This window comes from Streptomyces roseochromogenus subsp. oscitans DS 12.976 (assembly GCF_000497445.1).
Classification (GTDB): domain Bacteria; phylum Actinomycetota; class Actinomycetes; order Streptomycetales; family Streptomycetaceae; genus Streptomyces; species Streptomyces oscitans.
Window position 1 is genome coordinate 9,509,299 of sequence record NZ_CM002285.1, and the last position, 21,226, is coordinate 9,530,524.

Genomic DNA, 21,226 nt, shown 5'->3' on the forward strand with positions numbered 1-21,226 from the left:
GAGTGTTGCGAAAGTGGATCAAGGTTGCCGGTGATCAACGGCCGTGGGACGAGGTGATCTGACGGATGGCCAGTGGGAGCGACTGGAACCGCTGCTGCCGGTGGGCAAGAAGCTGGGCCGTCCGCGGACCTGGGTCCATCGGCAGCTGATCGATGGCATACGCTGGCGGGTGAGGGCCGGTGCGCCATGGAGGCATATTCCGGAGCGATAGGGGCCGTGGGACCGGGCGTACGACCTGTTCCGGCGGTGGCAGCGTGACGGCACCTGGAAACGGATCTTCGAACAGCTTCAGGCCGAGGCCGACGCAAAGGGCCTGATCGCGTGGGATGTGAGCGTGGACTCCACCATCGCCCGTGCTCACCAGCACGCTGCCGGAGCGCGTAAAGGGGGGATCTCCAAAAGGAACCTCCTGGAGGCGTCGACAGCGAGCCCGACGACCACGGCCTCGGGCGCTCGCGTGGCGGGCTGACCACCAAGCTGCACCTTGCGGTCGAGCAGGGACAGAAGCCCCTGTCCCTGCTCGTCACTGCTGGTCAGCGGCACGACAGTCCGCAGTTCCAGCCGGTCCTGGAAGGCATCCGGGTGCCCCGGCTCGGCCCCGGCCGACCACGGACCCGGCCGGACAAGGTCCGCGCGGACAGGGCGTACGGCTCCCGTGCGAACCGCGCCTACCTGCGTCGGCGCGGCATCCGTTGCACCATCCCGGAGAAGGGCGACCAGGTCCGCAACCGCAAGAACCTCGGCTCGCGTGGCGGGCGCCCGCCCTTGTTCGACAAGGTCGACTACAAGGAGCGCCATGCGGTGGAGTGCGGGATTAATCGCCTCAAGCACCACCGGGCTGTGGCTCCTCGCTATGACAAGCTCGCGGTGCGGTTCGAGGCGACCGTGCTGGTCGCTGCCATCAACCAGTGGCTGTGACCGCCACGCGCCGAGGAGCTCATTCGGTCTCGGGGACCACCTGGGCGAACGAGGTTACGAACGCGGTGATGAGTCGGGCGAACTCGGACCGGTCGGCGTCCGGCCAGTCCGCCATCACCCGCGCGAAGATCTCCTGCCGGAACCGGTGTGTGCGGTCGAGCTGTTCCCGCCCGGAGTCGGTCAGAGCGAGCAGCGTGCGCCGGGCGTCGGACGGGTCGGTCCTGCGGTCCAGCCACCCTTCCTCGACGGTGCGGAGCACCAGTCGGCTCGCTCTGGGTTGATCAACGCCTAGTGCGGTGGCGACGTCCGAGACGGAGCACGGCTTGTCGCGGTCCTCGATGACGTCCAGCACGTTGAACAGCGTGGGGTCGATCGGCTTGCCGCCGTCGGGTGGCGCCAACCGCCCCAGCGATCGGCGGGTCTGGCTGCGGCGGATCGCCACCATGGCCCGTTCGACGTCGGCGATCGCCTGGTCTTGTTCCCTCTTCGACATACATGCTAGATTACAATAGTTGTCAAAAGACATGCATTGGGGGATTGTCGTGACCGACCTGACTCAGCTGCCCAACGTCCGCGAGCAGCGCCCGCTCGGCTACTGGTTGAAGCACATCGACGGGGCGATCGAGGAGAGCCTGGGCCGGCTGTTCGCCACGGACGGCCTGAACCGGCGAGGGTGGCAGGTGCTGAACAGCATCTCGTACGACCCGATCACCATCGCCGAACTCGACGAGACCATGGCCGCGTTCCTGTCCGCCGACGAGCCAACCATGCGCCCGTACGTCGACCGGTTCGTCGAGCGCGGCTGGGCACACACGGCTGACGACGGCGCGGTGGCGCTGACCGGCGAGGGCCGACGGGCGCACCAGCGGGTTGCCGAGCAGTCCGGAGCCTTGAGGGTTCGGATGATGGAGTGCCTCTCGTCCGAGGAGCACACGGTATTGATGGAACTGCTTCAGCGGGTCGCCACCCACCTTGACGCCCTGGCGGTCGAAACGCCCCGTCAGTAGTCGTCGGCGCACTTCTCTCTGCGGGATGGTGGTTATCCACCTGGGCAATCACGCGAAAGTGCTGGTCACAGCCATCCACAATCGGCTGTGACCAGCACTTTCGCAACACTCCCTAGTTACCGGCCCGGTCCGCAGGCCGAGGCCCTACGGCAGATCGTCGTGCAGAACTACTACCGCGACGAGGCGGGCCGCCTGCGCTGGCGCACCGCCGACGACGGTGGCCTGCCACCCTCCTCCTCGGCAATCGTCTCCCCTTACGACACCACGGCGCGTTACGTCCGGCACGGTCACATCATCAGCTGGAAGGGGTTCGCCCCGCATGTCACCGACACGTGCGCCTCCGACAGCGTCAACGTGATCACGGATGTGGCCACCACCTCGGCCGCCACGAACGACGCCCAGGCCCTGCCCGGCATCCACACCCGTCTGGCGCGTCGCGGGCTACTGCCTGCCGAGCACCTGGTCGACGGCGGCTACACCTCCCTGGTCCATCTGGAACGAGCCGAGCGCGAACATCAGGTCACTGTCAGCGGACCGCTGCCGGGCAACCCCACCCGCCAGCATCACCGGAACGAGGGTTTCGACCGGTTCGACTTCCACATCGACTTCGCCCGCTGACAAGTCACCTGCCCTCAGGGTCAGGTCAGCAAGGGCTGGCACGGCCCCTACCCGACCTCCTCGCCCACCGAGGCTCCCCTGACCGTGGCGCGGTTCACCAAGAGCCAGTGTCAGCCGTGTCCGGACCGCCCCCGGTGCACCAGCTCCCGCGAAAGCACCCGGAACGTGGGCTTCCCTCCACAAGAACTCCGCGACCTGCAAGTCCGTGTCCGCAGCGAGCAGCAGACACCCGAGTGGAAGGCCCGCTATGCGGTCCGCTCGGGAGTGGAGGGCACCATCAACGAGTTCGCCCACGGACACGGCATGCCCCGCTGCCGCTACCGAGGACAGTCGAAGACTCACCTGCAACACGTGCTCACGGCCATCGCCGTGAACATCGAGCGCCTCAGCGGCCGGTCACTGACCGAGGAAGCCTCCTCACCGAGACCGTCGACCGCCTTCCAGACGTTCCTGGATCAGAACGACATCCCCCTGCCGAAGTCCTGGCGAACCCGCGGTACCTGACCTCGACCATCCAAGATCCCCGACAGAGTCAAGCTTATGCAGTTGCCGCCGTGTTTAACTGACCGTTCTCTACCCGTTCGTGTGCTCGAATCTGGTTCGAACGGGGTCCTGGAACGGGTGAGTTGATCGACGTGCAGGCATGAAGGAAGGGCCTCTTGGTAGCTCGCGGTTGTCGAATCCAGCGAGCAGCAAGAGGCCCTGTTGTCGAAGTGCTGCGTGGTCGTGGTTGCCCGTCAGAACCGGCAGGATGCGCCGGGTCGCCGACCCCGAGGTCGGCCGCAACTACCACTCCGGCTCGATCCTCCTGCCCGACGGCCGAGTCCTCGCCTTCGGCGGTGACTCGCTCTTCGCCGACAAGACCAAGTCCAGGCCCGGTCGGTTCGAGCAGCGCCTGGAGATCTACACCTCGCCCTACCTGTACCGGAACTCCCGGCCCGCACTCGCCGGCGGTCACAGCACCATCAGCCTCGGCGCGACCGCGACCTTCCGCACCCCGGACGCCTCGGCCATCAAGACGGCCCGGCTGATCCACCCCAGCTCCACCACCCATGTCACGGAGTCGAGCAGCGCTCCATCGCCCTGGGTCTGAAGAAGACCAGGGCGGTAGGGGCATCCAGGTCACTGTCCCGGACGATCGCGATCTGGTCCCGGCCGGCTGGTACATGTTCTTCGTGACGGACGATCAGGGCACACCGTCCAAGGCGTTGTGGGTCCGGGTGCCCTAGCTGTCCGGGGCGGCCGGGTGCGTCGCCGTACGCCTTCGCTTCTCAGGTCGTCGGCTCGGCCAGCTCGTAGTCCGATTCCTCGATCGCGGTGCGTACGTCCGTGACGTCCAGGGGGCGGTCGCTGGTCACCGCGATCCGTCCGCTGTCGACGTCCACCGCCACGGCCGCGACCCCGGGGATGCGCTCGATCTCCTCGGTGACGCATGCCGCGCAGTGTGCGCAGACCATGCCCGCGACGGTGTAGCCGGTCTCGGTCACGCCGTTCCTGCCTCACCGGTGTTGTGGGCGGGCACGGTGCGGGTGGCCATGTGTGCTCGGCGCATGCGGCCGTCGGCGGTGAAGTGGCCGAAGAAGTGCACCTCGGTGGCGAGGCATTTGCCCCGCTGGGAGGAGTGCAGGGTGTAACGGGCGGCGATCCGGTCGCCGTCCGCGAGGGCCTCGTGCACCTCCATCCGGATGGTGGGCCGGTTCTAGCGGACCGGGCGGGTGTGCGCGATGAGTTTGGTGCGGTCGATCCGGTGTCCGTCGGCGCCCTGGAGGATGTCCGGGGTGTGGAAGCGGTCTACCATCACCGCCGGCTCCTCGTCGCTCTCCAGCAACTCCTCCGTGAAGGAGGTGAAGAACCCGGCGATGAACTCCTTGGGCCCCGGTAACTTTGACAAGATGTAAGAGATGATGTCGTCCCCGCCCCTGGATGTGATGCCAGATGGCGTCGTTGAAGGGCTGGTGGACGTGGTCGCGGTGGATCCACGGGATTTCGTGGAGCTTTCCGTCGGTGAGGCGGACCCAGATCTGGCGGGCGTTGTGGGGGTTGTGGGGGTTGTGGTGGACCTCCCACTTGCCGTCTTTGCTGGCGACACCGGAGCGCTGGCCGCGGTGGGGGTCCAGGATGTCGTGGTTGTAGGTGCGGTAGTCGAGGCGGATGCCGCGTTCGGTGATGGGCTGCCACCGCACGGGCAGCAGTTCGAGGTAGTCGGCCCCGGTCAGCGGGACGGGCACGTAGCCGCTGATGGTGATGAGCGCGGCCCACATCTGGTTCGGCGTGAGGGCGGTTTTGGGAAGGACGGGGTGGCGCAGTCCGTCATGGGGCCGGTTCTGCCAGCCGCAGGTGATCCATTCGTCGAGGAGGTCCTGTAGCTGCGGGATCGTCCACCGCGTCTCGGCGGCCGTCGCCAAGCCGCGGCGCTGGGGGTTGGAGCCGGTGTGGCCGGCGACGTGCTGGCAGAACAGGTCGTTGATCGCGCCGAAGGTCCGCTCCACCACGGCCTTGGCCTGTGGGCGCCTCGGAGGGGCGGGCTGCACGCTCACCCCGAGCGTCTCGCAGGCGGCGACGAAGCCCTGCGAGAGGTAGATCTTGCCGCGGTCGACGACGATCGTCTCGGGCACGATCACCGGGCGGGCGGCCGCGCCTTCCAGCCGTTCGTCCAGTGACAGCATCCGCTGATAGGGAACCTCGGCCTGTGACAGATGAAGCGACTTGGGCCAGGTGGGCCGGGCGGGTTGCGGGACAGCCATCTCGGCCAGGAGGAGGGCGGCGTCGACGGCTTTGGTGCTGTGCGGGCGCAGGACGGCGGCCGGGATGGAGCGGGTGGCGACGTCGACGGCGATGGTCAGCTCCGGCCGGCCCAGGCTGCCGTCCTCCAGGACGGCCATGATGTCCAGGCGGGTGGTGTCGATCTGCACCTGTTCCCCGGGCCGTGATGTCAGCGGCGGACCCACTTGTGGGACGTGGGCCTCGATATGCCCATCTCCGCGGCGACATGCGCGACCGGACGACCCGACAGGACGCGTTCGACCAGGAGCCGCCTGCCGTGAACGGTCAGCCGGGCATTACGGTGGGACAAGAAGACCTCCGTGCGGTGCAGTCCTAGACACCTCCACCACACCGGAGGTCTTCGTCATGATCAAGACCTCGGCACTGTTAACAACGCTCGTGATCAATACACCGAGCCCGTGATCACCGGGCTCGTCGAAGACACCGCCCGGTGGTTCCTTCTGCAGGTCACCCTGCTTGCGGGCTCCGGTCGCATGCTGATGGGCACGGCACACGGTGGGGTCGACGCTCAGGTCCCACACGATCGCGCCCTTCGCATCAGCCAGGGCCTGGAGCCGGGTGAGAACCTGGTGCCAGATGCCGTCTCGCTGCCACCGGCGAAACAGGGCGCAGATCCGGCCCCACGGCCCGTACTCGACGGGCACGTCCCGCCATGGCACCCCGGTTCGGACCCGGAACCGGATGCCGTCGATCAACTGCCGCCAGGACCAGACCGGCGGCCGCCCGGCCATGCCACCTACACCCTCACCGACGACGGCCGAGCCCTGCTGACCGCCCTGGAGCACATCCGCACCTGGTGGCAGCAGCGCAAGCCCGTAACCTGACTTTCATCGCTCAGCGGTGGAGCATTTGGTCGCTCAAGGAGCCAGTGTGGCTACCGAGTTGGACCACATCATCATCCACGCCCACAATCGGCGCGACAGCATCGCGTTCCTGGCCGGTCTGATGGCTGCCCCGCCTCCCAGGACTGGGGCCGCTTCACGAAGGTCGCCACGTCGAACGGCGCGCTCTCGCCAATGCTGTGAAGCAGTCAAGACTCGGACAGATCAACCCGGCCCTTCATCCCCTGTGTGGCCACCGGGTCATGCGTGGACGATCAGCTGGTGGTGACCGTAGTTGTCCATGAGTACCTAGGCCGGCGGTCCGCCATCCTGTCCCCGCTCGGCATCGCATGATGGCGCAGAGTATTGACTCCCCACTCAGTCGCTCTTAGCCTCCCCGACTTGAGAGCGCTCTCAATCAGTCATCGCAAGGTATTTCTGTTCTCGACCCTTGCCCTGGGAGGGCACCGGGCGAACCTTGCGTGCACTGATCACGCAAGGTGCACGAGTCCTGTCCGCGTTGCCTGCCGCCGCGCGTGACGACCCACGTCTGGGAGAGCCGCAATGTTAAGAGCAACCGATCAGCTAATCAGCGCGGCGGATGGACGCCTGCCGTCGGGCGGTGGTCCGGCCGCCTCGGTGACCGGCAAAGGCGCCGCATCCCTCTGGTGGCCCACACAAGGGGGGCGTACGGCAGTGCTTGTGGCCGTGGCTGCACTTCTCGGGGCGGCCTTGGCGGTGCTCACGCCGCGGACGGCCGGCGCCGACACGGTGGGGCAGGGCAGTTACACCACCACGGCGCCCGGTCCGCTGCCGTCGGGATGCGGGGACCTGTCCACCAATCCGCGGCACTGGGTAACGGCGAACGCCCCGTCAGACGCAGTGCCCACCAACGACTGGTGGTCGTCGATCCTGTGGAAGCGCACCAACTGCGCCTACGGGGAGCCGATGTACGCCCAACCACTGGGCTTCAAGGCACAGCCGGGAGGGCTCGGGGTCTCCTACAGCACCAAGCCCACGATCTCAGGCAGCGGCAAGGGCGTGGGCGAGTACCACTTCGACTACGCGGAGGACTTCGTCGCCGGCGTCTCGGGGCTGACCGCTCCCGAGGTGAAGGTGGACGACTGGAGCGACTGGACGGTCAGCCCCTACCTGAGCGACGGCACGCACACCCTGCGGGCGACCATCGGCTCCGGCCTGCCGTTCGCCTACTTCCGGGCGACGGGCGGCGACGCACAGATCAAGGCGGCCTCCGACGCGACGGTGGACGTGTGGTCCAACTCCAAATCCACGCTCGGGTACACGGTCAACGGGCACGACTACGTCGCCTTCGCGCCCACCGGGGCGACCTGGACCGTCAATGGCTCCACCTTCACCTCCTCACTCGCCGGCAAGGACTACTTCTCGGTCGCCGTCCTTCCCACCACGCCGTCCACCTCGGCGTCCGACCGTGCCGGACTCGCGGCCGAGTACGCCAAGTACGCCTACGACCCTGTCACCGGTACGGCCGTGTCCTACCGGTACGACGAGGCGGACAGTACCGTCACCACCACGTACCACTTCACCACCACCGCGCTCGACGGGTCGGAAACGGGCACGGTCGCGGCCTTGCTGCCCCATCAGTGGCGCTACCTGGCCGACGGCAGCCCGCTGCAGCAGACATACGTCTCCTCGCGCGGCCCGCTGAAGGTGCTCACCGGTGTCACGTCCTTCACGACGTCGATGGTCTTCCACGGGGTGCTGCCGGAGATACCGGCCGTCGCCGACAGTTCCGGCCCAGACGCCACGACGCTGCAGGACTACCTCAACGCGGAGAAGGCCGACCCGACCCGCCAGCAGAGCGACGACACCTACTGGACCGGCAAGGGCCTGGGACGCGCTGCACGACTGGCGGAGATCGCCGACCAGACCGGCAACACCGACGTGCGCGACGCCGCCCTGTCCGCGATCAAGTCCAAGCTGACGGACTGGTTCACCGCGTCGCCGGGCAAGACGGGCCACCTGTTCTACTACGACCGCAACTGGGGCACCCTGATCGGCTATCCGGCCTCCTATGGGTCCGATCAGGAGCTGAACGACCACCACTTCCACTACGGCTACTACATCGCCGCGGCCGCGACCCTGGCCAGGTTCGATCCCACCTGGGCCGACGCCGACCACTACGGGGGCATGGTCGACCTGCTCATCCGGGACGCCAACAACTACGACCGCACCGACAAGCGCTTCCCCTACCTGCGGGACTTCGACATCTACGCCGGCCACGACTGGGCCTCCGGCCACGGCTCGTTCGCCGCGGGCAACAACCAGGAGTCCTCCTCGGAGGGGATGAACTTCGACAACGCGCTCATCCAGTGGGGCACCGCCACCGGGAACAAGGCCGTCCGCGACGCCGGAATCTACATGTACACCACCCAGGCCGCCGCCATCCACGACTACTGGTTCGACACCCACCACCAGATCTACCCCAGCGACTTCCCCCACAAGGAGCTCGGCATGGTCTGGAGCAACGGCGGCGCCTACGCCACCTGGTTCTCCAGCGCCCCCGAACAGATCCAGGGCATCAACCTGCTGCCGATCACCGGCGGACACCTCTATCTCGGCGACGACCCGACCTACGTCAAAGCCAACTACCAGGAGATGCTCGACCAGGCCGGCAAAACCCAGCCCGGCATCTGGACCGACATCTGGTACGAATACCTGGCCCTGGGCGACGGCGACGCGGCCCTGGCCGACTTCCGCGCCAACAACTCCTTCACCTCCGAAGAAGGCGAGAGCAAGGCCCACACCTTCCACTGGATCCGCAACCTCGCCGCCCTCGGCACCGTGGACACCACCGTCACCGCCGACAACCCGCTGACCGCGGTCTTCACCAAGAACGGCGCACGCACCTACGTCGCCGCCAACACCACCGCCACCGACACCACCGTGCACTTCTCCGACGGAACCACCGTGCAGGTACCCGCCGGGAAGACGGTCACCGCCGGCGCCCACACCTGGAGCGGCGGCAGCGCGCCCGGCGGCACAGGGCCCAGCCCTACTCCCACTCCCTCGCCCACCGGCGGTGGCTCCTCGCCGACGCTGTACCTGCATGATGACGGGGGGCTGACGGGAACGGTCGGGGGTACGGGCAGTGTCACGCTGGCGTCGGCGGACGGCACGAACCATGACGGCGATCCCTACCGGCCGGTCACGTTCACCGCGTCCGGGCTGAACATGAAGTACCAGGGCGGGGCGACGCAGTTCGACCTGGCGGTCGACGCGAAGGATGTGGTCGGCAACGCGGTCCAGCTACAGGTGTCCTACGACTGCACCGGGGACGGAAAGTGGGACCGTGTGGAGACCTACCGCTACTTCGCCACCGACCCCGTACCCAGCTGGGAGCACTACACCAACACGGCTGGACTGGCCTCACAAAGCGGCACGCTGTGCGACCTGAAGGACGGAACCGTCCAGGCGAAAATCTGGAACGCCCTGGGCAACGCCACCAGCACCCTCGCCACCGGAGAACAATCGGTCCTCCGACTGCCCTACAGCTGAGCTGGCATCGGCAGGGGGACGGCCGGAATCAACTGCGGCTCGGTGGTCAACTACCACAGGGAGATCACCGTGGATGACGAACGCGAGCTCGCCCAGCTCGAGGAGAAGGGACGCCGACCGCTGCGCACCGCAGCCACCGACGACCCCGCGGCTGGGATCGTACGCGCCACCCGGTACCGGCGGGGCTGTCGCACTCCCGCCGGGCCTGGCGTGTAGGAGCTGCGGTCAACTGGCGAGGGTGGCGAGGAAGCCGCGGGCTGGCGACAGCCAAGAGATCCGGAATCTTCTTGGTGACACGACCGAGGATGACGGTGATGCCTGGCCGATGAGCGACCGGATCTCGGTGGCCGCCCCGCTCCTGGGAGGGCGAACCAGCTAGCCGCAGCGCGAAGCCTGGCTCGGCGGGACTGCCCCGAGGGCCAGGCGTAGCGGGGGGCTGTAGATCCGGATTATTTCATCAGGCGCCATGGAAGCGATCGGTTCGAGGCGGAGGATGTAGCGGGTCACGATCAGGCCGGCGATCTGGGCGCAGAACGCTGCGGCGCGTTTGCGGGCGTCCCTGCCGCCGATCCGGGATGCGATCTTCTCGATCAGTTCCTTCTCCGTCATCTCCCTGACCAGGTCGGCGAAGGCGGCATCGTGCGCGGCCCCGGCCACGAGGGCGCGCAGGGGTGCGCCGGTTTCGGAGTTTTCCCACAGCGAGAGCAGGGCGTACAGGGCGCGCTGGGGGAAGGTGGCCGGCTCGCCTTCAGCGGCGCGGCCGAGGATGTCGGAGGGGTTGACGACCAAGGCGAGGGCCGCGCTGAGCAGGCCCTTCTTGGAGCCGAAGTAGTAGCTGACCAGGGCAAGATCCACGCCGGCCTCGGCGGCGATGGAGCGCAGGGTGACGTCCTGGTATCCGCCTTCGAGGAAGCGCCGGCGGGCGACATCCAGGATCTGGGCGCGGGTGTCGGGCTTCCCCGGCCGACGCCCCCGGGAAGAATTCATCACCGTTGAGATTGTAGCGGTGCCCGGGCCAGGGTGAACGGGCCCATCCCCCCGCTCCGAAGGGACTTCTCCGTGCTCACCCCCTCGCCTCCAGGCGTTAAGACCCCTGGCCGTCCCCTGCGGCAGGGCGTCGTCCTGGCCATCACCTGTCTTGCGCTGGCCACCGTGATGGCCGCGATGGCTTCACTCAACGTGGCTCTGCCCGACATCGCGCGCCAGACGCACGCGACCCAGACCCAGCAGTCGTGGATCATCGACGCCTACAGCCTGGTCTTCGCCTCCCTGCTGCTGCCCGCCGGGGCGCTCGGTGACCGGTTCGGCAGGCGCCGGGCGCTGGTCGTCGGTCTCATCGTCTTCGGGGCGGGTTCGGCCCTTGCGGTGTTCACCACCAGCCCGGACCAGCTGATCGCGCTGCGCGTGCTGCTGGGCGTGGGGGCCGCGTTGATCATGCCCGCGACCCTGTCGACCATCACCAGCAGCTTCCCGCGAGAGCAGCGGGCGCGGGCGGTGAGCATCTGGTCGGCGGTCGCCGGGGCCAGCGGGGTCCTCGGTCTGCTGGCCTCGGGCACGTTGCTGGAGTGGTGGTCGTGGCAGTCGGTGTTCTGGTTCAACGTGGTGCTGGCCGCGGTAGCGCTGGTCGGCACGCTGGCCTTCGTACCGGAGTCCGCCGATGCCCGCCCAGTGCCGCTGGATGCGGTCGGCGCGATCCTGGCGGCGGCCGGGATCGCGGCACTCGTCTACGCGGTGATCGAAGCCCCGGTCAACGGCTGGAGCGACCCCGTCACGCTCGGCGGCATCGCGGTCGGACTGCTCATCCTGGTCGGCTTCGTCGTCTTCGAGCTGCGCAGTCGGCACCCGCTGCTCGACCCGCGGCTGTTCACCAACCGGCGCTTCGCGGCAGGCTCGCTGTCGATCACACTGCAGTTCTTCGCCCTGTTCGGGTTCATCTTCGTGATGATGCAGTACCTCCAGCTGGTCCGCCGCGACAGCGCGCTGATGGCCGCTCTCAGCCTGCTGGCCATGCCGATCGGCATGGTCCCCGCCTCCCGGCTCAGCCCCCGCCTCAGCCAGCGGTACGGTGACCGCGGCCCCTGGGTGGCCGGGCTGCTCGCACTCGCCGCCGGCATGGGCGTCCTGGCCCACCTGGACGGCAACAGCGCCTACTGGCACATCGCCGCCGGCCTGATCCCGCTCGGTGCCGGCCTGGGACTGGCCATGCCGCCGGCCACCACCTCCATCACCAGCGCCGTGCCCAAGGGCCTGCAGAACGTCGGCTCCGCCGTCAACGACCTGGCCCGCGAACTCGGCGGCGCGCTGGGCATTGCGGTGCTCGGCAGCATCCTGACCGCCAGCTACCGCAACAACCTACACCTGACCGGGGTCCCGCCCCAGGTCGCCGAGGCGGCGAAGTCCTCACTGGCCGGTGCCGCCGCGGCCGGTCCGGGCGTCATGCACCAGGCGCAGGATGCGTTCATCACCGGGCTGCGCGCCTCCTTGCACGGTGGCGCCATCACGGCAGTCGTCACGGCCGTCGCCGTGGCCGTCCTGCTTCGCCGGCGCCGCACCGCGAGCGACAAGACGCCGTGCCCCGCCCCTGCGGAAGCGGTGCCGCACAGCGGACGAGAGCAGGCGGATGCGGCCTGACCGCGCCCGGAACGGACCCGAACGACCCCAGCAGGCAGGAGTTCGCATGACCACCCCAGCCCACAGCCCCGCGGACGAGAGCGCGGACGTCGTGTCCCTGGACGTCCTCGCACAACGGCTGCTGTCCGAGGCCCAAGCCTCAACCGCAGGCCGGGCAGGGCGGACCGTGGCCGCCCTGCCCGGCCTGCGGGCCACCCTGATAGCACTCCACGCCGGGCAGGAACTCGCCGAGCACCAGGCACCCGGCGCCGCCCTTCTCGGCTGCCTGACCGGCTGGGTACGGCTGGCCACCGCCGAGCAGGAATGGGCCCTGCACCAGCGCACCCTCATCCCCATACCCCCCGAACCCCACCGGCTCATCGCCGACACACCCGCCGTGGTGATGCTCATCGTCCGGCTCACCTGAGCCACGCGACGTCCGTGCCCGCCCGGCACCCGCCCAGCAGCGAAAGAAAGGCACATGGCCAGCACACCGTCCCCCGCCCGCATACGCGCAAGGCGCCCGGTCACGGGCCGCGTGCAACCGCCCGCGACCGGATTCACGCGACGCCACCGCAAGACGGTGACCGCCCTTGGGGCCACACTCGCAGCGGCGTTGTTCTTCTTCGCCGGCGTGGGAGTCGCGACGATGGTGATCACGCAACAGATGAAGTCCAACATCGGCAAGCTCGCCGCCGGCTTCCCCGGCGGCGCCCAGCCACCCGGGGCAGCCGGCGGCCTACCGTTCGGCCCTCCGGCCCCGTTGGGCGGAACCGGCGAGGATCTCAAGGGCTGGGCGAAGGAGCAGGGCCTGCCCGACGGCCTGCCCGACCAGATCCTCGGGATGCTTCACCAGCGCTACCCAGGCGGCGCACCGGGGGCGGTGAAAGACAAGCTCAGCCAGCAGTTCGGCGGCTGAGGGCACTACCACCCGACCTTGCCTCCCCGACCGGACGGCGGGCGATCCATGTGCGTACGTGAAGGCTTGCCGCGCGCTGGGCGCCCGCATTCCGGATCCCCTGTGAACCGTCCCTGTGTGAGGAGACCCACCGTTGTCCTTCGGACCCCTGCATGAGTACGACGTGCCAAGCCCGGAGATCCAATCGGGAGCCGGGCACCGCGGCGACGTCGATGTCCTGGTCATCGGCGCCGGCCCCACCGGGTTGACCGCCGCTTGCGAAGCCCTGCGCCACGGCCTGAGCGTGCGCATCGTCGACCGCAAACCCGGCCGCTCCACCTTCTCCAAGGCGCTGGTCGTCCACGCCCGCACCCTGGAGATCTTCGAAACCATGGGCGTGGCCGAGCAGATCCTCACCGAAGGCGCCCGATTCACCGCTCTCAACGTGTACACCCGGCGCCGCCGCCCGGTACGCGTGGATCTGCTCGGCCTCCCCTGGGGCGACACGGCCTACCCCTTCTGGCTGTCCATCCCCCAGTACGCCACCGAACGCGTTCTCGAATCACACCTCAACCAAAGAGGCGGCAGGATCGAGTGGGGGGTCGAGCTGGACGAGATCCACAGCAACGGCAACCACGTCACCGTCACGCTCCAACACGGCACCTGGAGACGTGAGGTGACACGCGCACGCTGGCTCATCGGCTGCGACGGCGGCCGCAGCCGCGTCAGGGCCGCCGCCGGCCTGCGGCTGGAGCGCTCGGACGCCGGGGCGAACTTCGTCCTGGCCGACGTCAAGACCACCGCAGATCTCGTCGAAGACGAAGGGCACGTCTTCCTCGCGCCGGAAGGCATGCTGCTCATCGTGCCGATGCCCGAGCCGCGCCGATGGCGCATCATCGCGCATGCCCCCCAGGCCGGGCAGGATACGTCACTGCCCGTCGGCAAAGCCTTCCTCGACGACCTGATCCGACGGCGGTCGGGGATCACATTCGGCAGCCACGACGTAACGTGGACTTCCCAGTTCCAGCTCAGCCACGGCCTGGCCGACCACTACCGCCGCGGACGGGTCTTCCTCGCCGGAGACGCCGCCCACATCCACAGCCCGGTCGGCGGCCAGGGGCTCAACACCGGCGTACAGGACGCCCATAACCTGCTCTGGAAACTCGCAGCCGCGCGGCACATGCAACCCGGACTGGCCGACAGCCTCCTCGACAGCTACGAGGCCGAGCGGCGCCCTGTCGCCCACTCCATGGTCCGCCAAACCGCCCGCGCAACCAGCGCGCTGACCACACGCACACCCGCGCTCCGACACCTCCTCGCCACCCTCGCCCCCCACCTCCTCACCCGGCCCGCCACGCAGGCACGCCTGGGCCGTGGCGTCGGCATGCTGGACATCGGCTACCCGAACAGCCCCCTGGCGAACGCGGCACCCATGTCTCCCGGAGCCGGCCTGCGGATGCCGAACCTCGCACTGCGCGCCGGAGGCCGCCTCCACCAGCGGCTGAACCCGCTGGGCCACACCTGGATCGTGCATGGCCGCCCCGGCAGCACAGCCTCCGACCCCAGCGACCCGTGGTGGGCCGGCCTGCCTGTGGTCTTCCTCCCCGACGACCAACTCACCGAACCCCTCACCGGCCTGGCGCGAGTCACCCTCGTACGGCCCGACGGATACATAGCCGCGACCGGCGCGATCGCCGAAGCGGTCTGGTCCCAGCTGCCGACGTTCGCCCGCCCCTTCACTGTCATCTCGCACAACGGCAGCGGCCGCACCGCAGCCACCTGACCCCGTAAAGCAGCGCGTACCGTCGCGGTGGACCGGTCCCCGGTCATACGTCTTCGATCAGGTTCCGGTCGGGGCGTGCGGCTGCGGGAGCGCGCCGGAGCGTTCCAGGGTGGTGAGCCACTGGGTGACGACGGCGTCGATGAAGGTGTCGGTGACCTGTCCGCGGTCGAGGAAGAGCCGGGCGAGGACGGGCCCGTAGAGCATCGTGTACTCGTCGTCGTTGATCTGGACGCCGGAGGGTTCGAGCAGTTTGTTCAGCGCCGCGTGGCGGTCCTGGCCGATGCGGGCGAGGGCGTGGGCGCTGTCGGGGTCGTGGTCGGCCTGCGCGGTGACGGCGAGGACGGCGGTACGGATGGCGGGGTCGCTGATGCCGTTGCGCAGGCTTTTCAGCCAGGCGGTGGCCACGGCGCGCACGTCGCTGCCCGGCTCGGGGTAGTCGCCGAGGTCGGGGCCTTCGAGGATGAGGTCGAAGAGCAGGGCGGCGCGGTTGGCCCAGTGCCGGTAGAGGGTCTGGCGGGTGACGTCGGCCCGCTCGGCCAGCAGGGCGTAGGTCAGTCCGGTCGGCCCGACCTCGGGCAGCAGCTCGCGCGCGACGGTGAGGATGCGGGCGCGTGTGCGCTGGACGCGCGGGTTGCTGAGGGTCGGCTGGCGGCGGTGAACGGGCGTGGAGGACATGAGGCCATCCTACCTAAGAATCATACATAGCGTGTGATGATGGTCACGGCCGCCCGGACTTCACCAATCACACGTCCTGTGTGATACACAGGAAGAGCAATCACACGCACTGAATGATTCAGGGTGTGTGCAGTTTCCTTCCTTCCGGGAGTTCCTGATGTCCACTGCGATCACTTTCTCCGAGTACGGCGCGCCCGGCGTGCTGACACTGTCGGAGGTCCCGACGCCGGAGCCGGGCCCGGGCCAGGTCCGCGTCCGCGTGCGGGCCGCCGCCGTGAACCCGATCGACGTGCGGATCCGCGCGGGGATGATGCAGGGCGTCTTCCCTGTCGAGTTCCCGATGATCCCGGGCTGGGACGTCGCCGGTGTGGTCGACAAGGCCGGCGAGGAGGCGAGCTTCACGGTCGGCGACGAGGTCTTTGGCGTCGCCGCGGTCGGTGGCTACAGCGAGTTCGCGCTGCTGGACCGACCGTTCGCCAAGCCGAAGGAGCTGTCGTTCGAGACCGCAGCCGGCCTGATCACCGTCGGAGAAGCCGCCTACCGGGCCCTGGAGCACCTGGGGGTCGGGGCGGGTCAGACGCTGCTGATCCACGGTGCGGGCGGCAGCGTCGGCACCATCGCGGTGCAGCTGGCCGCCGCCCGCGGTATCGCCGTGGTCGGCACCGTCGCCGAGCAGGACGTCGAGCGCGTCAACCGTCTCGGCGCCACCGCCGTCCGCTACGGCGAGGGCTGGGTGGAGCGGGTGAAGGCCGCGGCTGCGGGCGGGGTGGACTTCGTGTTCGACGCCTCCGGCGCGGGCGTGCTCGCCGAGTCCGTCGCCCTGGCCGGCGACGCCGGCCGGGTCATCACCATCGCCGACCCGTCCTTCGCCCAGCACGGGGTGCGCTTCACCGGAATGGACCCGGCCGACCGGTTCCCCGAGGCCCTGCCGCAGCTGGCCGGCCTGATCGCCGCAGGCAAGCTCGACGTCCCGGTGTGGCGCGCCTACCCGCTCGCCGAGGCCGCGCAGGCCCACGCCGACATCGAAGCCCGCCGAAACGAGGGCAAGGTCGTCCTCCTCCCCTGACCCTGCAGCCCCCGTCTCGCGCGGGCAAGTGAGGCGGCCCCGGGCCGCGGCCGGGGCACGCCCGGACCGGCTGCGGCCCCGTCCGAAGCGTCCGTGACATCACCTGTCAGCCACGAGACGAGAGCGGAAAGCCGATGGCAGCCTGCACCACCCTCCCGCCACTGACGGCGGACGCGGACCTGGCCGCCGCGTTCGAGGTCCTTGGCCAGAAGTGGAACGGCATCATCCTGCACACCCTGGCCACCCGGCCCGCCCGCTACGGCGAACTGCGCACCGCGATCCGCCCGATCAGCACCAAGATGCTCGCCGCGAGGCTGCGTGAACTCGTCGACGCCGGGCTGGTCACCCACGCCCAACTGCCCCCCGGTCCTGCCACCTACACCCTCACCGCCGACGGCCGGGCCCTGCTGACCGCCCTGGAGCACATCCGCACCTGGTGGCAGCAGCGCATCCCCGCCACCCCACCCATCTCTTGACCCTCAAGGAACGATCCGCCATGTCAACTCGCCACCTCCCCGAGCCCACGTTCGCCCGTACTCGCCTCGGCTCAGGCCCCGGCCTGGTCCTCGCCCACGGCGCCGGCAGCAGCCTGGCCAACACCTACGGGCCCATCCTGGACCAACTGGCCGCCCGCCACACCGTCGTCGGCATCGACTACCCCGGCAGCGGCGACACCCCCCGTTCCGCCACGCCGCTGTCGGTGGACGACCTGGCCGACCAGCTCGTCGCCGCGGCCGACGCCGAAGGACTCGGCCGCTTCGCCCTGTCCGGGTTCTCTCTCGGCGGCCCGGTCGCGATCCGCGCCGCCGCCCGGCACCCCGAGCGCGTCACCGCGCTCGTGCTGACAGCCACCTTCCCCCACCGCAGCAACCGCCTCGCCCTCGCCTCCTCCGTATGGCGGAAGATCGCTGCTTCGGGCGACCAGCAGATGCTGGCCGAGTTCCTCGTCATGATGTCGCTGGGCACGCAGGCGCTGGAGTCGATGTCTGCTGAGCAGTTGCAGCAGACCCTGGGCTTCGCCGCCGCCACCGCCGCCGACGGCACCCCCGAGCAGGCCGACCTCGTCGGCCGGGCCGACGTCCGCGAGGACCTGGCCGGCATCACGGTGCCCACCCTGGTGATATCGACCTCCGACGACTGGTTCACCTCGACCGCGCTGCACCGGCAGATCGCCGAGACGATCCCCGGCGCCGAACTCGCCGAACTCGCCACCGGCCACCTCCCCATGGTCGAACTCCCCGAGGAATGGCTGCGCCTGATCACCGACTTCCTCGCCAAGCACAGCCAGTCGGGCTGAGGAGACCCTCCGCCACTGCACGGTGATGACAGCACAGCGGCATAGCGTGCGATACCCGCAGACGCCGATGCGCCGTCAGTTCCGTCCTGGGTGCCTGCCCGGCCTCGATCCGCCCGGGCAGGCATCCAGGTCCCATCCCCGATGAAATGGAGAAGCATGACCACGGCATTCGACCCGATCGACCTGGGCGGCCTGCGGCTGGCCAACCGCATCGCGATGGCTCCGCTGACCCGCAGCCGCGCCTACGGGCCTGGGGCGAGTCCGACCCCGTCGATGGCGACGTATTACGCACAGCGCGCCGGTGCCGGACTGATCATCAGCGAGGCCACCCAGCCGTCGCTGGTCGGCCGGGGCTACCCCGACACCCCAGGGCTGTACTCCGCCGGGCAAGTACAGGCCTGGCTGCAGGTGACCGAGGCGGTACACCGCGAGGGCGGGGTGATCTTCGCCCAGCTGCAGCACGTCGGCCGGATCGGCGATCCCGGCCTGCTGCCCGACGGGCTCCGTTTCCTCGCGCCGTCGCCCATCGCCGCTGCCGGCCAGGTCTACACCGCGCACGGCCTGCGGGACCTCGTCACCCCGGTGGAGATGACCGAGGCAGACATCGCCCAGACCATCGCCGATTTCGCCCACGCCGCCCGCAACGCGATCGCGGCGGGCTTCGACGGGGTCGAACTGCACGGCGCCAACGGCTACCTGCTGCACCAGTTCCTCGCGACCAACGCCAACCAGCGCACCGACGGCTGGGGCGGCTCGGTGGAAGGCAGGATCCGGTTCACCGTCGAGGTCACGCGCGCGGTCGCCGACGCCATCGGCGCACACCGCACAGGCTTGCGGATCTCCCCGAACAACCCCAACTACGACATCACCGAGGACGGCTACCACGACACCTACCAGGCGCTGGTGGAGGCGATCGAGCCGATAGGGCCGGCCTACCTGCACGTCCTGGAAGAACGCGACATCCGGGACCTGACGTTGCAACTGCGCAAGCACTTCAGCGGCACCTTCATCCTCAACCCCCACACCCCGGGGCGCCCCACTGGCGTTCCCGAACTCGCCCTGATCGAGGACGGCACCGCCGACTTGATCGCCTACGGCGCCCAGTTCATCGCCAACCCCGACCTGCCCGCCCGCCTCGCCGTCGGCGGCCCCTTCAACACACCAGAGCGGGCCACCTACTACGGCGGCGACGAACGCGGCTACACCGACTACCCCACACTCACCGACTGACGGCGAGGATCAGCCATGGCATCGCCCCCAGTGCCGTTGTACGCACTCTCCAACCGACTGGCGCTTTCGCCTTCCCGGGAAGTAGACAGCCTGCCGGGCAGTTGCCCGATCGCGGGGAACCGCCGGGCCACGCGCGCACCAGCGCACCAGCCGCGATGCCGGAACACCCCAAGGAACCGCTGCAGCTGATCACCGCCTGCCTCACTAGGGCACACCGCCCGACCCTGTCTCGCGGTCTGTCCTGGTGAGGGTGGCCTCGACCCCTGACATCCAGATGCGAGATCCATCAGGGATCGGGGGCGGTTCTCTCGTTCGAATCATCTCTTTCCCAAGGAGTCTTTATGCCCATTGCGATCACCTTCTCGCGCTACGGCGACCCGGACGTCCTCACCGTCTCGCAGGTCGAGCTGCCCCAGCCGGGGCCGGGCCAGGTGCGGGTCCGCGTGCGGGCAGCGAGCGTCAACCCGATTGACGCGAAGATCCGCTCCGGCATGATGGAGGGCATCGTGCCTGCCCAGTTCCCGGTGTTCCTGGGTCTGGACGTCTCCGGCGTCGTGGATGCCGCCGGTGCGGACGCCAGCGCAGCGGTGGGAGATGAGGTCTTCGGTGTCGTATCCGGTGTCGCATCCAGTGGTGGCTCCGGTGACGCGTCCGGTGGCGGCTACGCCGAGTACGCCATCCTTGGCCAGCCGGTGGCCAAACCGGAGCGGCTGTCGTGGGAGCTCGCCGCAGCCCTGCCTGTCGTCGGTACGACTGCGTTTCGGGTGCTGAAGCAGCTGGGTGTCCACTCGGGCGAGACGCTGTTGATCCACGGTGCCGGCGGCAGCGTCGGGACGATCGCCGTCCAGCTCGCCGTCGCGCGCGGTATCACCGTCATCGCAACGGCCGGCGAGCACGACCACGAACGTCTTGCCACGCTCGGCGCGACGCCCGTGGCCTACGGCGACGGCTGGATGGACCGCGTCAAGACCGTCGCCCCGAACGGCGTGGACGCCGTCTTCGACGCTGCCGGCGCCGGGGTGCTCGCCCACTCCGTCGGCCTGACCGGTGACAGGACGCGTGTCATCACCATCGCGGACATAACAGCCGCAGTGCACGACGTGCGGCTCAGCCGCAACAACCCCGCAGACCGCAGCTATGCGGCTCTGCCGGAACTGGCGGACCTGGCCACGTCCGGCAAGCTCACCCTCCCGATCTGGCGCACCTACCCACTCGCCGAGGCGGCCCAAGCGCACGCTGATCTCGAAGCCCGCAGCAACCGCGGAAAGATCGTCTTGCTGCCGTGACCGAGCCGGGCGCCACCCGCCGACGCCTGGCCGAACGCCTTCGACTCCTGGCCGGCGAAGCAACTGGCCGTCTTCGCCACCGAGGTCGTCCCAGCCGCCAAGGACGACCTGCGGCCTGAGCATGCGGCGCCTGCGACCAGTCACAGACCCGTGCCGCTGGATTTTCGGCGCTCTCTTTCCCCCTTTATGTCTCCCAAATGGTAAGGAGCCGACATGGCCAACGAGTTGAACCACATCATCGTCCACTGCCGCAACCGGCGGGAGTCCGCCGCGTTCCTGGCCGACCTGATGGCCGCCTCCGCGCCGGTCGAGTGGAGCCGCTTCACCCAGGTCACCACGTCGAACGGCGTCGGCATCGACTTCGCCGACGACCTGGTCCCCCACGCCGACATCAATGAAAGCCACCTCGCCTTCCTGGTGACCGAAGAGGAGTTCGACGGCATTCTGGCGCGCCTGAAGAAGGACTCCATTCCCTTCTGGCCCAACCCGGCCAAGTCCGTCGAAGGCGAGATCAACCACGACTTCGGCGGCCGCGGCCTCTACACACTCGACCCAGGAGGCACGATCATGATCGAGTTCATCACCACTCCCTACGGCGACATCCCCTCGCACCGGACCACCCCGGCGTCGTACACGTCGGACAACACTGCCCACGAATGAGGACGCTGCAAGAGCGGAAGGGCCCGGACGCAGCGA

23 protein-coding genes and 4 pseudogenes are annotated in these 21,226 nt (G+C 68.9%); 19 read left to right on the forward strand and 8 right to left on the reverse strand.

Going from position 1 to position 21,226, the window contains the following annotated elements; all coding sequences use genetic code 11:
- Positions 1 to 43 precede the first annotated feature (43 nt).
- Positions 44 to 918: pseudogene (locus tag M878_RS95725) on the forward strand (IS5 family transposase).
- 19 nt (positions 919 to 937) lie between these two features.
- Here the strand turns inward: M878_RS95725 and M878_RS90725 are convergent.
- Positions 938 to 1,411: a MarR family winged helix-turn-helix transcriptional regulator gene (locus M878_RS90725; protein ID WP_023553787.1), complete on the reverse strand. Its 474-nt coding sequence runs from the start codon at positions 1,409 to 1,411 to the stop codon at positions 938 to 940.
- A gap of 49 nt (positions 1,412 to 1,460) precedes the next feature.
- Here M878_RS90725 and M878_RS90730 point away from each other — a divergent pair, with 49 nt between their 5' ends.
- The 4 genes and pseudogenes from M878_RS90730 to M878_RS90740 all read left to right on the forward strand — a co-directional run.
- Positions 1,461 to 1,925 (forward strand): MarR family winged helix-turn-helix transcriptional regulator, encoded by a 465-nt coding sequence (locus tag M878_RS90730; protein WP_023553789.1) that lies wholly within the window; start codon positions 1,461 to 1,463, stop codon positions 1,923 to 1,925.
- Positions 1,926 to 2,012: 87 nt separating this feature from the next.
- Positions 2,013 to 2,543, forward strand: coding sequence for a hypothetical protein (locus M878_RS000000100855; RefSeq protein ID WP_245238338.1), 531 nt, complete (start codon positions 2,013 to 2,015; stop codon positions 2,541 to 2,543).
- 18 nt (positions 2,544 to 2,561) lie between these two features.
- Positions 2,562 to 3,047, forward strand: a pseudogene (locus tag M878_RS000000100860) (transposase); the annotation flags it as partial.
- A 235-nt stretch (positions 3,048 to 3,282) separates the two neighbouring features.
- Positions 3,283 to 3,772, forward strand: a pseudogene (locus tag M878_RS90740) (galactose oxidase early set domain-containing protein); the annotation flags it as partial.
- Positions 3,773 to 3,814: 42 nt separating this feature from the next.
- On the opposite strand, the gene M878_RS90745 reads toward M878_RS90740, so the two are convergent.
- Genes M878_RS90745 through M878_RS000000101615 form a run of 3 tightly spaced genes read right to left on the reverse strand, consistent with a single transcriptional unit; the run spans position 3,815 to position 4,434 of the window.
- Entirely contained in the window at positions 3,815 to 4,030 is a 216-nt protein-coding gene (locus M878_RS90745) for a heavy-metal-associated domain-containing protein (protein WP_023553795.1), read from the reverse strand.
- Positions 4,027 to 4,218, reverse strand: coding sequence for a hypothetical protein (locus tag M878_RS000000101610; protein ID WP_342452764.1), 192 nt, complete (start codon positions 4,216 to 4,218; stop codon positions 4,027 to 4,029). The genes M878_RS90745 and M878_RS000000101610 overlap by 4 nt, the downstream gene beginning before the upstream one ends.
- Positions 4,219 to 4,242: 24 nt before the next feature.
- Positions 4,243 to 4,434: a hypothetical protein gene (locus M878_RS000000101615; RefSeq protein ID WP_023553801.1), complete on the reverse strand. Its 192-nt coding sequence runs from the start codon at positions 4,432 to 4,434 to the stop codon at positions 4,243 to 4,245.
- A gap of 10 nt (positions 4,435 to 4,444) precedes the next feature.
- Between M878_RS000000101615 and M878_RS000000102080 the strand changes: the two genes are divergently transcribed.
- The 3 genes from M878_RS000000102080 to M878_RS000000102090 all read left to right on the forward strand — a co-directional run bounded on the left by M878_RS000000102080 (position 4,445) and on the right by M878_RS000000102090 (position 5,473).
- Positions 4,445 to 4,909, forward strand: coding sequence for a hypothetical protein (locus M878_RS000000102080; RefSeq protein ID WP_023553802.1), 465 nt, complete (start codon positions 4,445 to 4,447; stop codon positions 4,907 to 4,909).
- Positions 4,910 to 4,975: 66 nt separating this feature from the next.
- Positions 4,976 to 5,203, forward strand: a complete 228-nt coding sequence (locus tag M878_RS000000102085; RefSeq protein ID WP_023553804.1) for a hypothetical protein — start codon at positions 4,976 to 4,978, stop codon at positions 5,201 to 5,203.
- Between the two features lie 69 nt (positions 5,204 to 5,272).
- A complete protein-coding gene (locus tag M878_RS000000102090; protein ID WP_023553805.1) occupies positions 5,273 to 5,473 on the forward strand; it encodes a hypothetical protein in 201 nt (66 codons plus the stop codon).
- Between the two features lie 5 nt (positions 5,474 to 5,478).
- Here the strand turns inward: M878_RS000000102090 and M878_RS95735 are convergent.
- Both M878_RS95735 and M878_RS95740 read right to left on the reverse strand, forming a co-directional pair.
- A pseudogene (locus M878_RS95735) lies at positions 5,479 to 5,616 on the reverse strand (leucine zipper domain-containing protein); the annotation flags it as partial.
- A complete protein-coding gene (locus tag M878_RS95740) occupies positions 5,603 to 6,058 on the reverse strand; it encodes a transposase (RefSeq protein WP_245238339.1) in 456 nt (151 codons plus the stop codon). The pseudogene M878_RS95735 and the gene M878_RS95740, both read right to left, overlap by 14 nt.
- Before the next feature lie 798 nt (positions 6,059 to 6,856).
- On the opposite strand from M878_RS95740, the gene M878_RS90765 reads away from it, so the two are divergent.
- On the forward strand, positions 6,857 to 9,685 hold the full coding sequence (locus M878_RS90765; RefSeq protein ID WP_245238340.1) for a glycosyl hydrolase: 2,829 nt from the start codon (positions 6,857 to 6,859) through the stop codon (positions 9,683 to 9,685).
- A gap of 375 nt (positions 9,686 to 10,060) precedes the next feature.
- On the opposite strand, the gene M878_RS90770 is transcribed toward M878_RS90765, so the two are convergent.
- Entirely contained in the window at positions 10,061 to 10,672 is a 612-nt protein-coding gene (locus M878_RS90770) for a TetR/AcrR family transcriptional regulator (protein WP_023553813.1), read from the reverse strand.
- Positions 10,673 to 10,849: 177 nt separating this feature from the next.
- Here M878_RS90770 and M878_RS90775 point away from each other — a divergent pair, with 177 nt between their 5' ends.
- The 4 genes from M878_RS90775 (at position 10,850) to M878_RS50500 (ending at position 14,976) form a co-directional block, all read left to right on the forward strand.
- Complete coding sequence (locus tag M878_RS90775; RefSeq protein WP_023553815.1) at positions 10,850 to 12,316, forward strand: MFS transporter; 1,467 nt, start codon at positions 10,850 to 10,852, stop codon at positions 12,314 to 12,316.
- Positions 12,317 to 12,362: 46 nt separating this feature from the next.
- Positions 12,363 to 12,722: a cupin domain-containing protein gene (locus tag M878_RS90780; RefSeq protein WP_023553817.1), complete on the forward strand. Its 360-nt coding sequence runs from the start codon at positions 12,363 to 12,365 to the stop codon at positions 12,720 to 12,722.
- Between the two features lie 54 nt (positions 12,723 to 12,776).
- Positions 12,777 to 13,214, forward strand: coding sequence for a hypothetical protein (locus tag M878_RS90785; RefSeq protein ID WP_209445608.1), 438 nt, complete (start codon positions 12,777 to 12,779; stop codon positions 13,212 to 13,214).
- Between the two features lie 133 nt (positions 13,215 to 13,347).
- Positions 13,348 to 14,976 carry an FAD-dependent monooxygenase gene (locus M878_RS50500; RefSeq protein ID WP_023553821.1) on the forward strand — a complete coding sequence of 543 codons (1,629 nt, stop codon included), beginning with the start codon at positions 13,348 to 13,350 and terminating at the stop codon, positions 14,974 to 14,976.
- Between the two features lie 57 nt (positions 14,977 to 15,033).
- Here the strand turns inward: M878_RS50500 and M878_RS90790 are convergent, their stop codons facing one another.
- Complete coding sequence (locus M878_RS90790) at positions 15,034 to 15,651, reverse strand: TetR/AcrR family transcriptional regulator (RefSeq protein WP_023553823.1); 618 nt, start codon at positions 15,649 to 15,651, stop codon at positions 15,034 to 15,036.
- A gap of 157 nt (positions 15,652 to 15,808) precedes the next feature.
- On the opposite strand from M878_RS90790, the gene M878_RS90795 reads away from it, so the two are divergent.
- The 6 genes from M878_RS90795 (at position 15,809) to M878_RS90820 (ending at position 21,190) form a co-directional block, all read left to right on the forward strand.
- Entirely contained in the window at positions 15,809 to 16,717 is a 909-nt protein-coding gene (locus M878_RS90795; protein ID WP_031227341.1) for an NADP-dependent oxidoreductase, read from the forward strand.
- A 134-nt stretch (positions 16,718 to 16,851) separates the two neighbouring features.
- Positions 16,852 to 17,193: a winged helix-turn-helix transcriptional regulator gene (locus tag M878_RS90800; RefSeq protein ID WP_023553827.1), complete on the forward strand. Its 342-nt coding sequence runs from the start codon at positions 16,852 to 16,854 to the stop codon at positions 17,191 to 17,193.
- A 20-nt stretch (positions 17,194 to 17,213) separates the two neighbouring features.
- A complete protein-coding gene (locus M878_RS90805; protein ID WP_023553828.1) occupies positions 17,214 to 18,014 on the forward strand; it encodes an alpha/beta fold hydrolase in 801 nt (266 codons plus the stop codon).
- 156 nt (positions 18,015 to 18,170) lie between these two features.
- On the forward strand, positions 18,171 to 19,244 hold the full coding sequence (locus tag M878_RS90810) for an alkene reductase (RefSeq protein WP_023553830.1): 1,074 nt from the start codon (positions 18,171 to 18,173) through the stop codon (positions 19,242 to 19,244).
- Positions 19,245 to 19,585: 341 nt separating this feature from the next.
- Entirely contained in the window at positions 19,586 to 20,530 is a 945-nt protein-coding gene (locus M878_RS90815) for an NADP-dependent oxidoreductase (RefSeq protein ID WP_023553832.1), read from the forward strand.
- Between the two features lie 213 nt (positions 20,531 to 20,743).
- The gene (locus tag M878_RS90820; protein ID WP_023553834.1) at positions 20,744 to 21,190 is read left to right on the forward strand and encodes a VOC family protein; all 447 of its coding nucleotides are present in this window, start codon (positions 20,744 to 20,746) and stop codon (positions 21,188 to 21,190) included.
- Positions 21,191 to 21,226 lie beyond the last annotated feature (36 nt).

What these genes read in the sequence shown, in the direction of transcription:
- M878_RS90725 (WP_023553787.1), bottom strand. Translation starts at nt 1,411, where the DNA reads ATGTCGAAGAGGGAACAAGACCAGGCGATCGCCGACGTCGAACGGGCC.
- M878_RS000000102080 (WP_023553802.1), top strand. Translation starts at nt 4,445, where the DNA reads ATGATGTCGTCCCCGCCCCTGGATGTGATGCCAGATGGCGTCGTTGAA.
- M878_RS95740 (WP_245238339.1), bottom strand. Translation starts at nt 6,058, where the DNA reads ATGGCCGGGCGGCCGCCGGTCTGGTCCTGGCGGCAGTTGATCGACGGC.
- M878_RS90770 (WP_023553813.1), bottom strand. Translation starts at nt 10,672, where the DNA reads ATGAATTCTTCCCGGGGGCGTCGGCCGGGGAAGCCCGACACCCGCGCC.
- M878_RS90775 (WP_023553815.1), top strand. Translation starts at nt 10,850, where the DNA reads ATGGCTTCACTCAACGTGGCTCTGCCCGACATCGCGCGCCAGACGCAC.
- M878_RS90780 (WP_023553817.1), top strand. Translation starts at nt 12,363, where the DNA reads ATGACCACCCCAGCCCACAGCCCCGCGGACGAGAGCGCGGACGTCGTG.
- M878_RS90785 (WP_209445608.1), top strand. Translation starts at nt 12,777, where the DNA reads ATGGCCAGCACACCGTCCCCCGCCCGCATACGCGCAAGGCGCCCGGTC.
- M878_RS90790 (WP_023553823.1), bottom strand. Translation starts at nt 15,651, where the DNA reads ATGTCCTCCACGCCCGTTCACCGCCGCCAGCCGACCCTCAGCAACCCG.
- M878_RS90795 (WP_031227341.1), top strand. Translation starts at nt 15,809, where the DNA reads ATGTCCACTGCGATCACTTTCTCCGAGTACGGCGCGCCCGGCGTGCTG.
- M878_RS90800 (WP_023553827.1), top strand. Translation starts at nt 16,852, where the DNA reads ATGGCAGCCTGCACCACCCTCCCGCCACTGACGGCGGACGCGGACCTG.
- M878_RS90805 (WP_023553828.1), top strand. Translation starts at nt 17,214, where the DNA reads ATGTCAACTCGCCACCTCCCCGAGCCCACGTTCGCCCGTACTCGCCTC.
- M878_RS90810 (WP_023553830.1), top strand. Translation starts at nt 18,171, where the DNA reads ATGACCACGGCATTCGACCCGATCGACCTGGGCGGCCTGCGGCTGGCC.
- M878_RS90815 (WP_023553832.1), top strand. Translation starts at nt 19,586, where the DNA reads ATGCCCATTGCGATCACCTTCTCGCGCTACGGCGACCCGGACGTCCTC.
- M878_RS90820 (WP_023553834.1), top strand. Translation starts at nt 20,744, where the DNA reads ATGGCCAACGAGTTGAACCACATCATCGTCCACTGCCGCAACCGGCGG.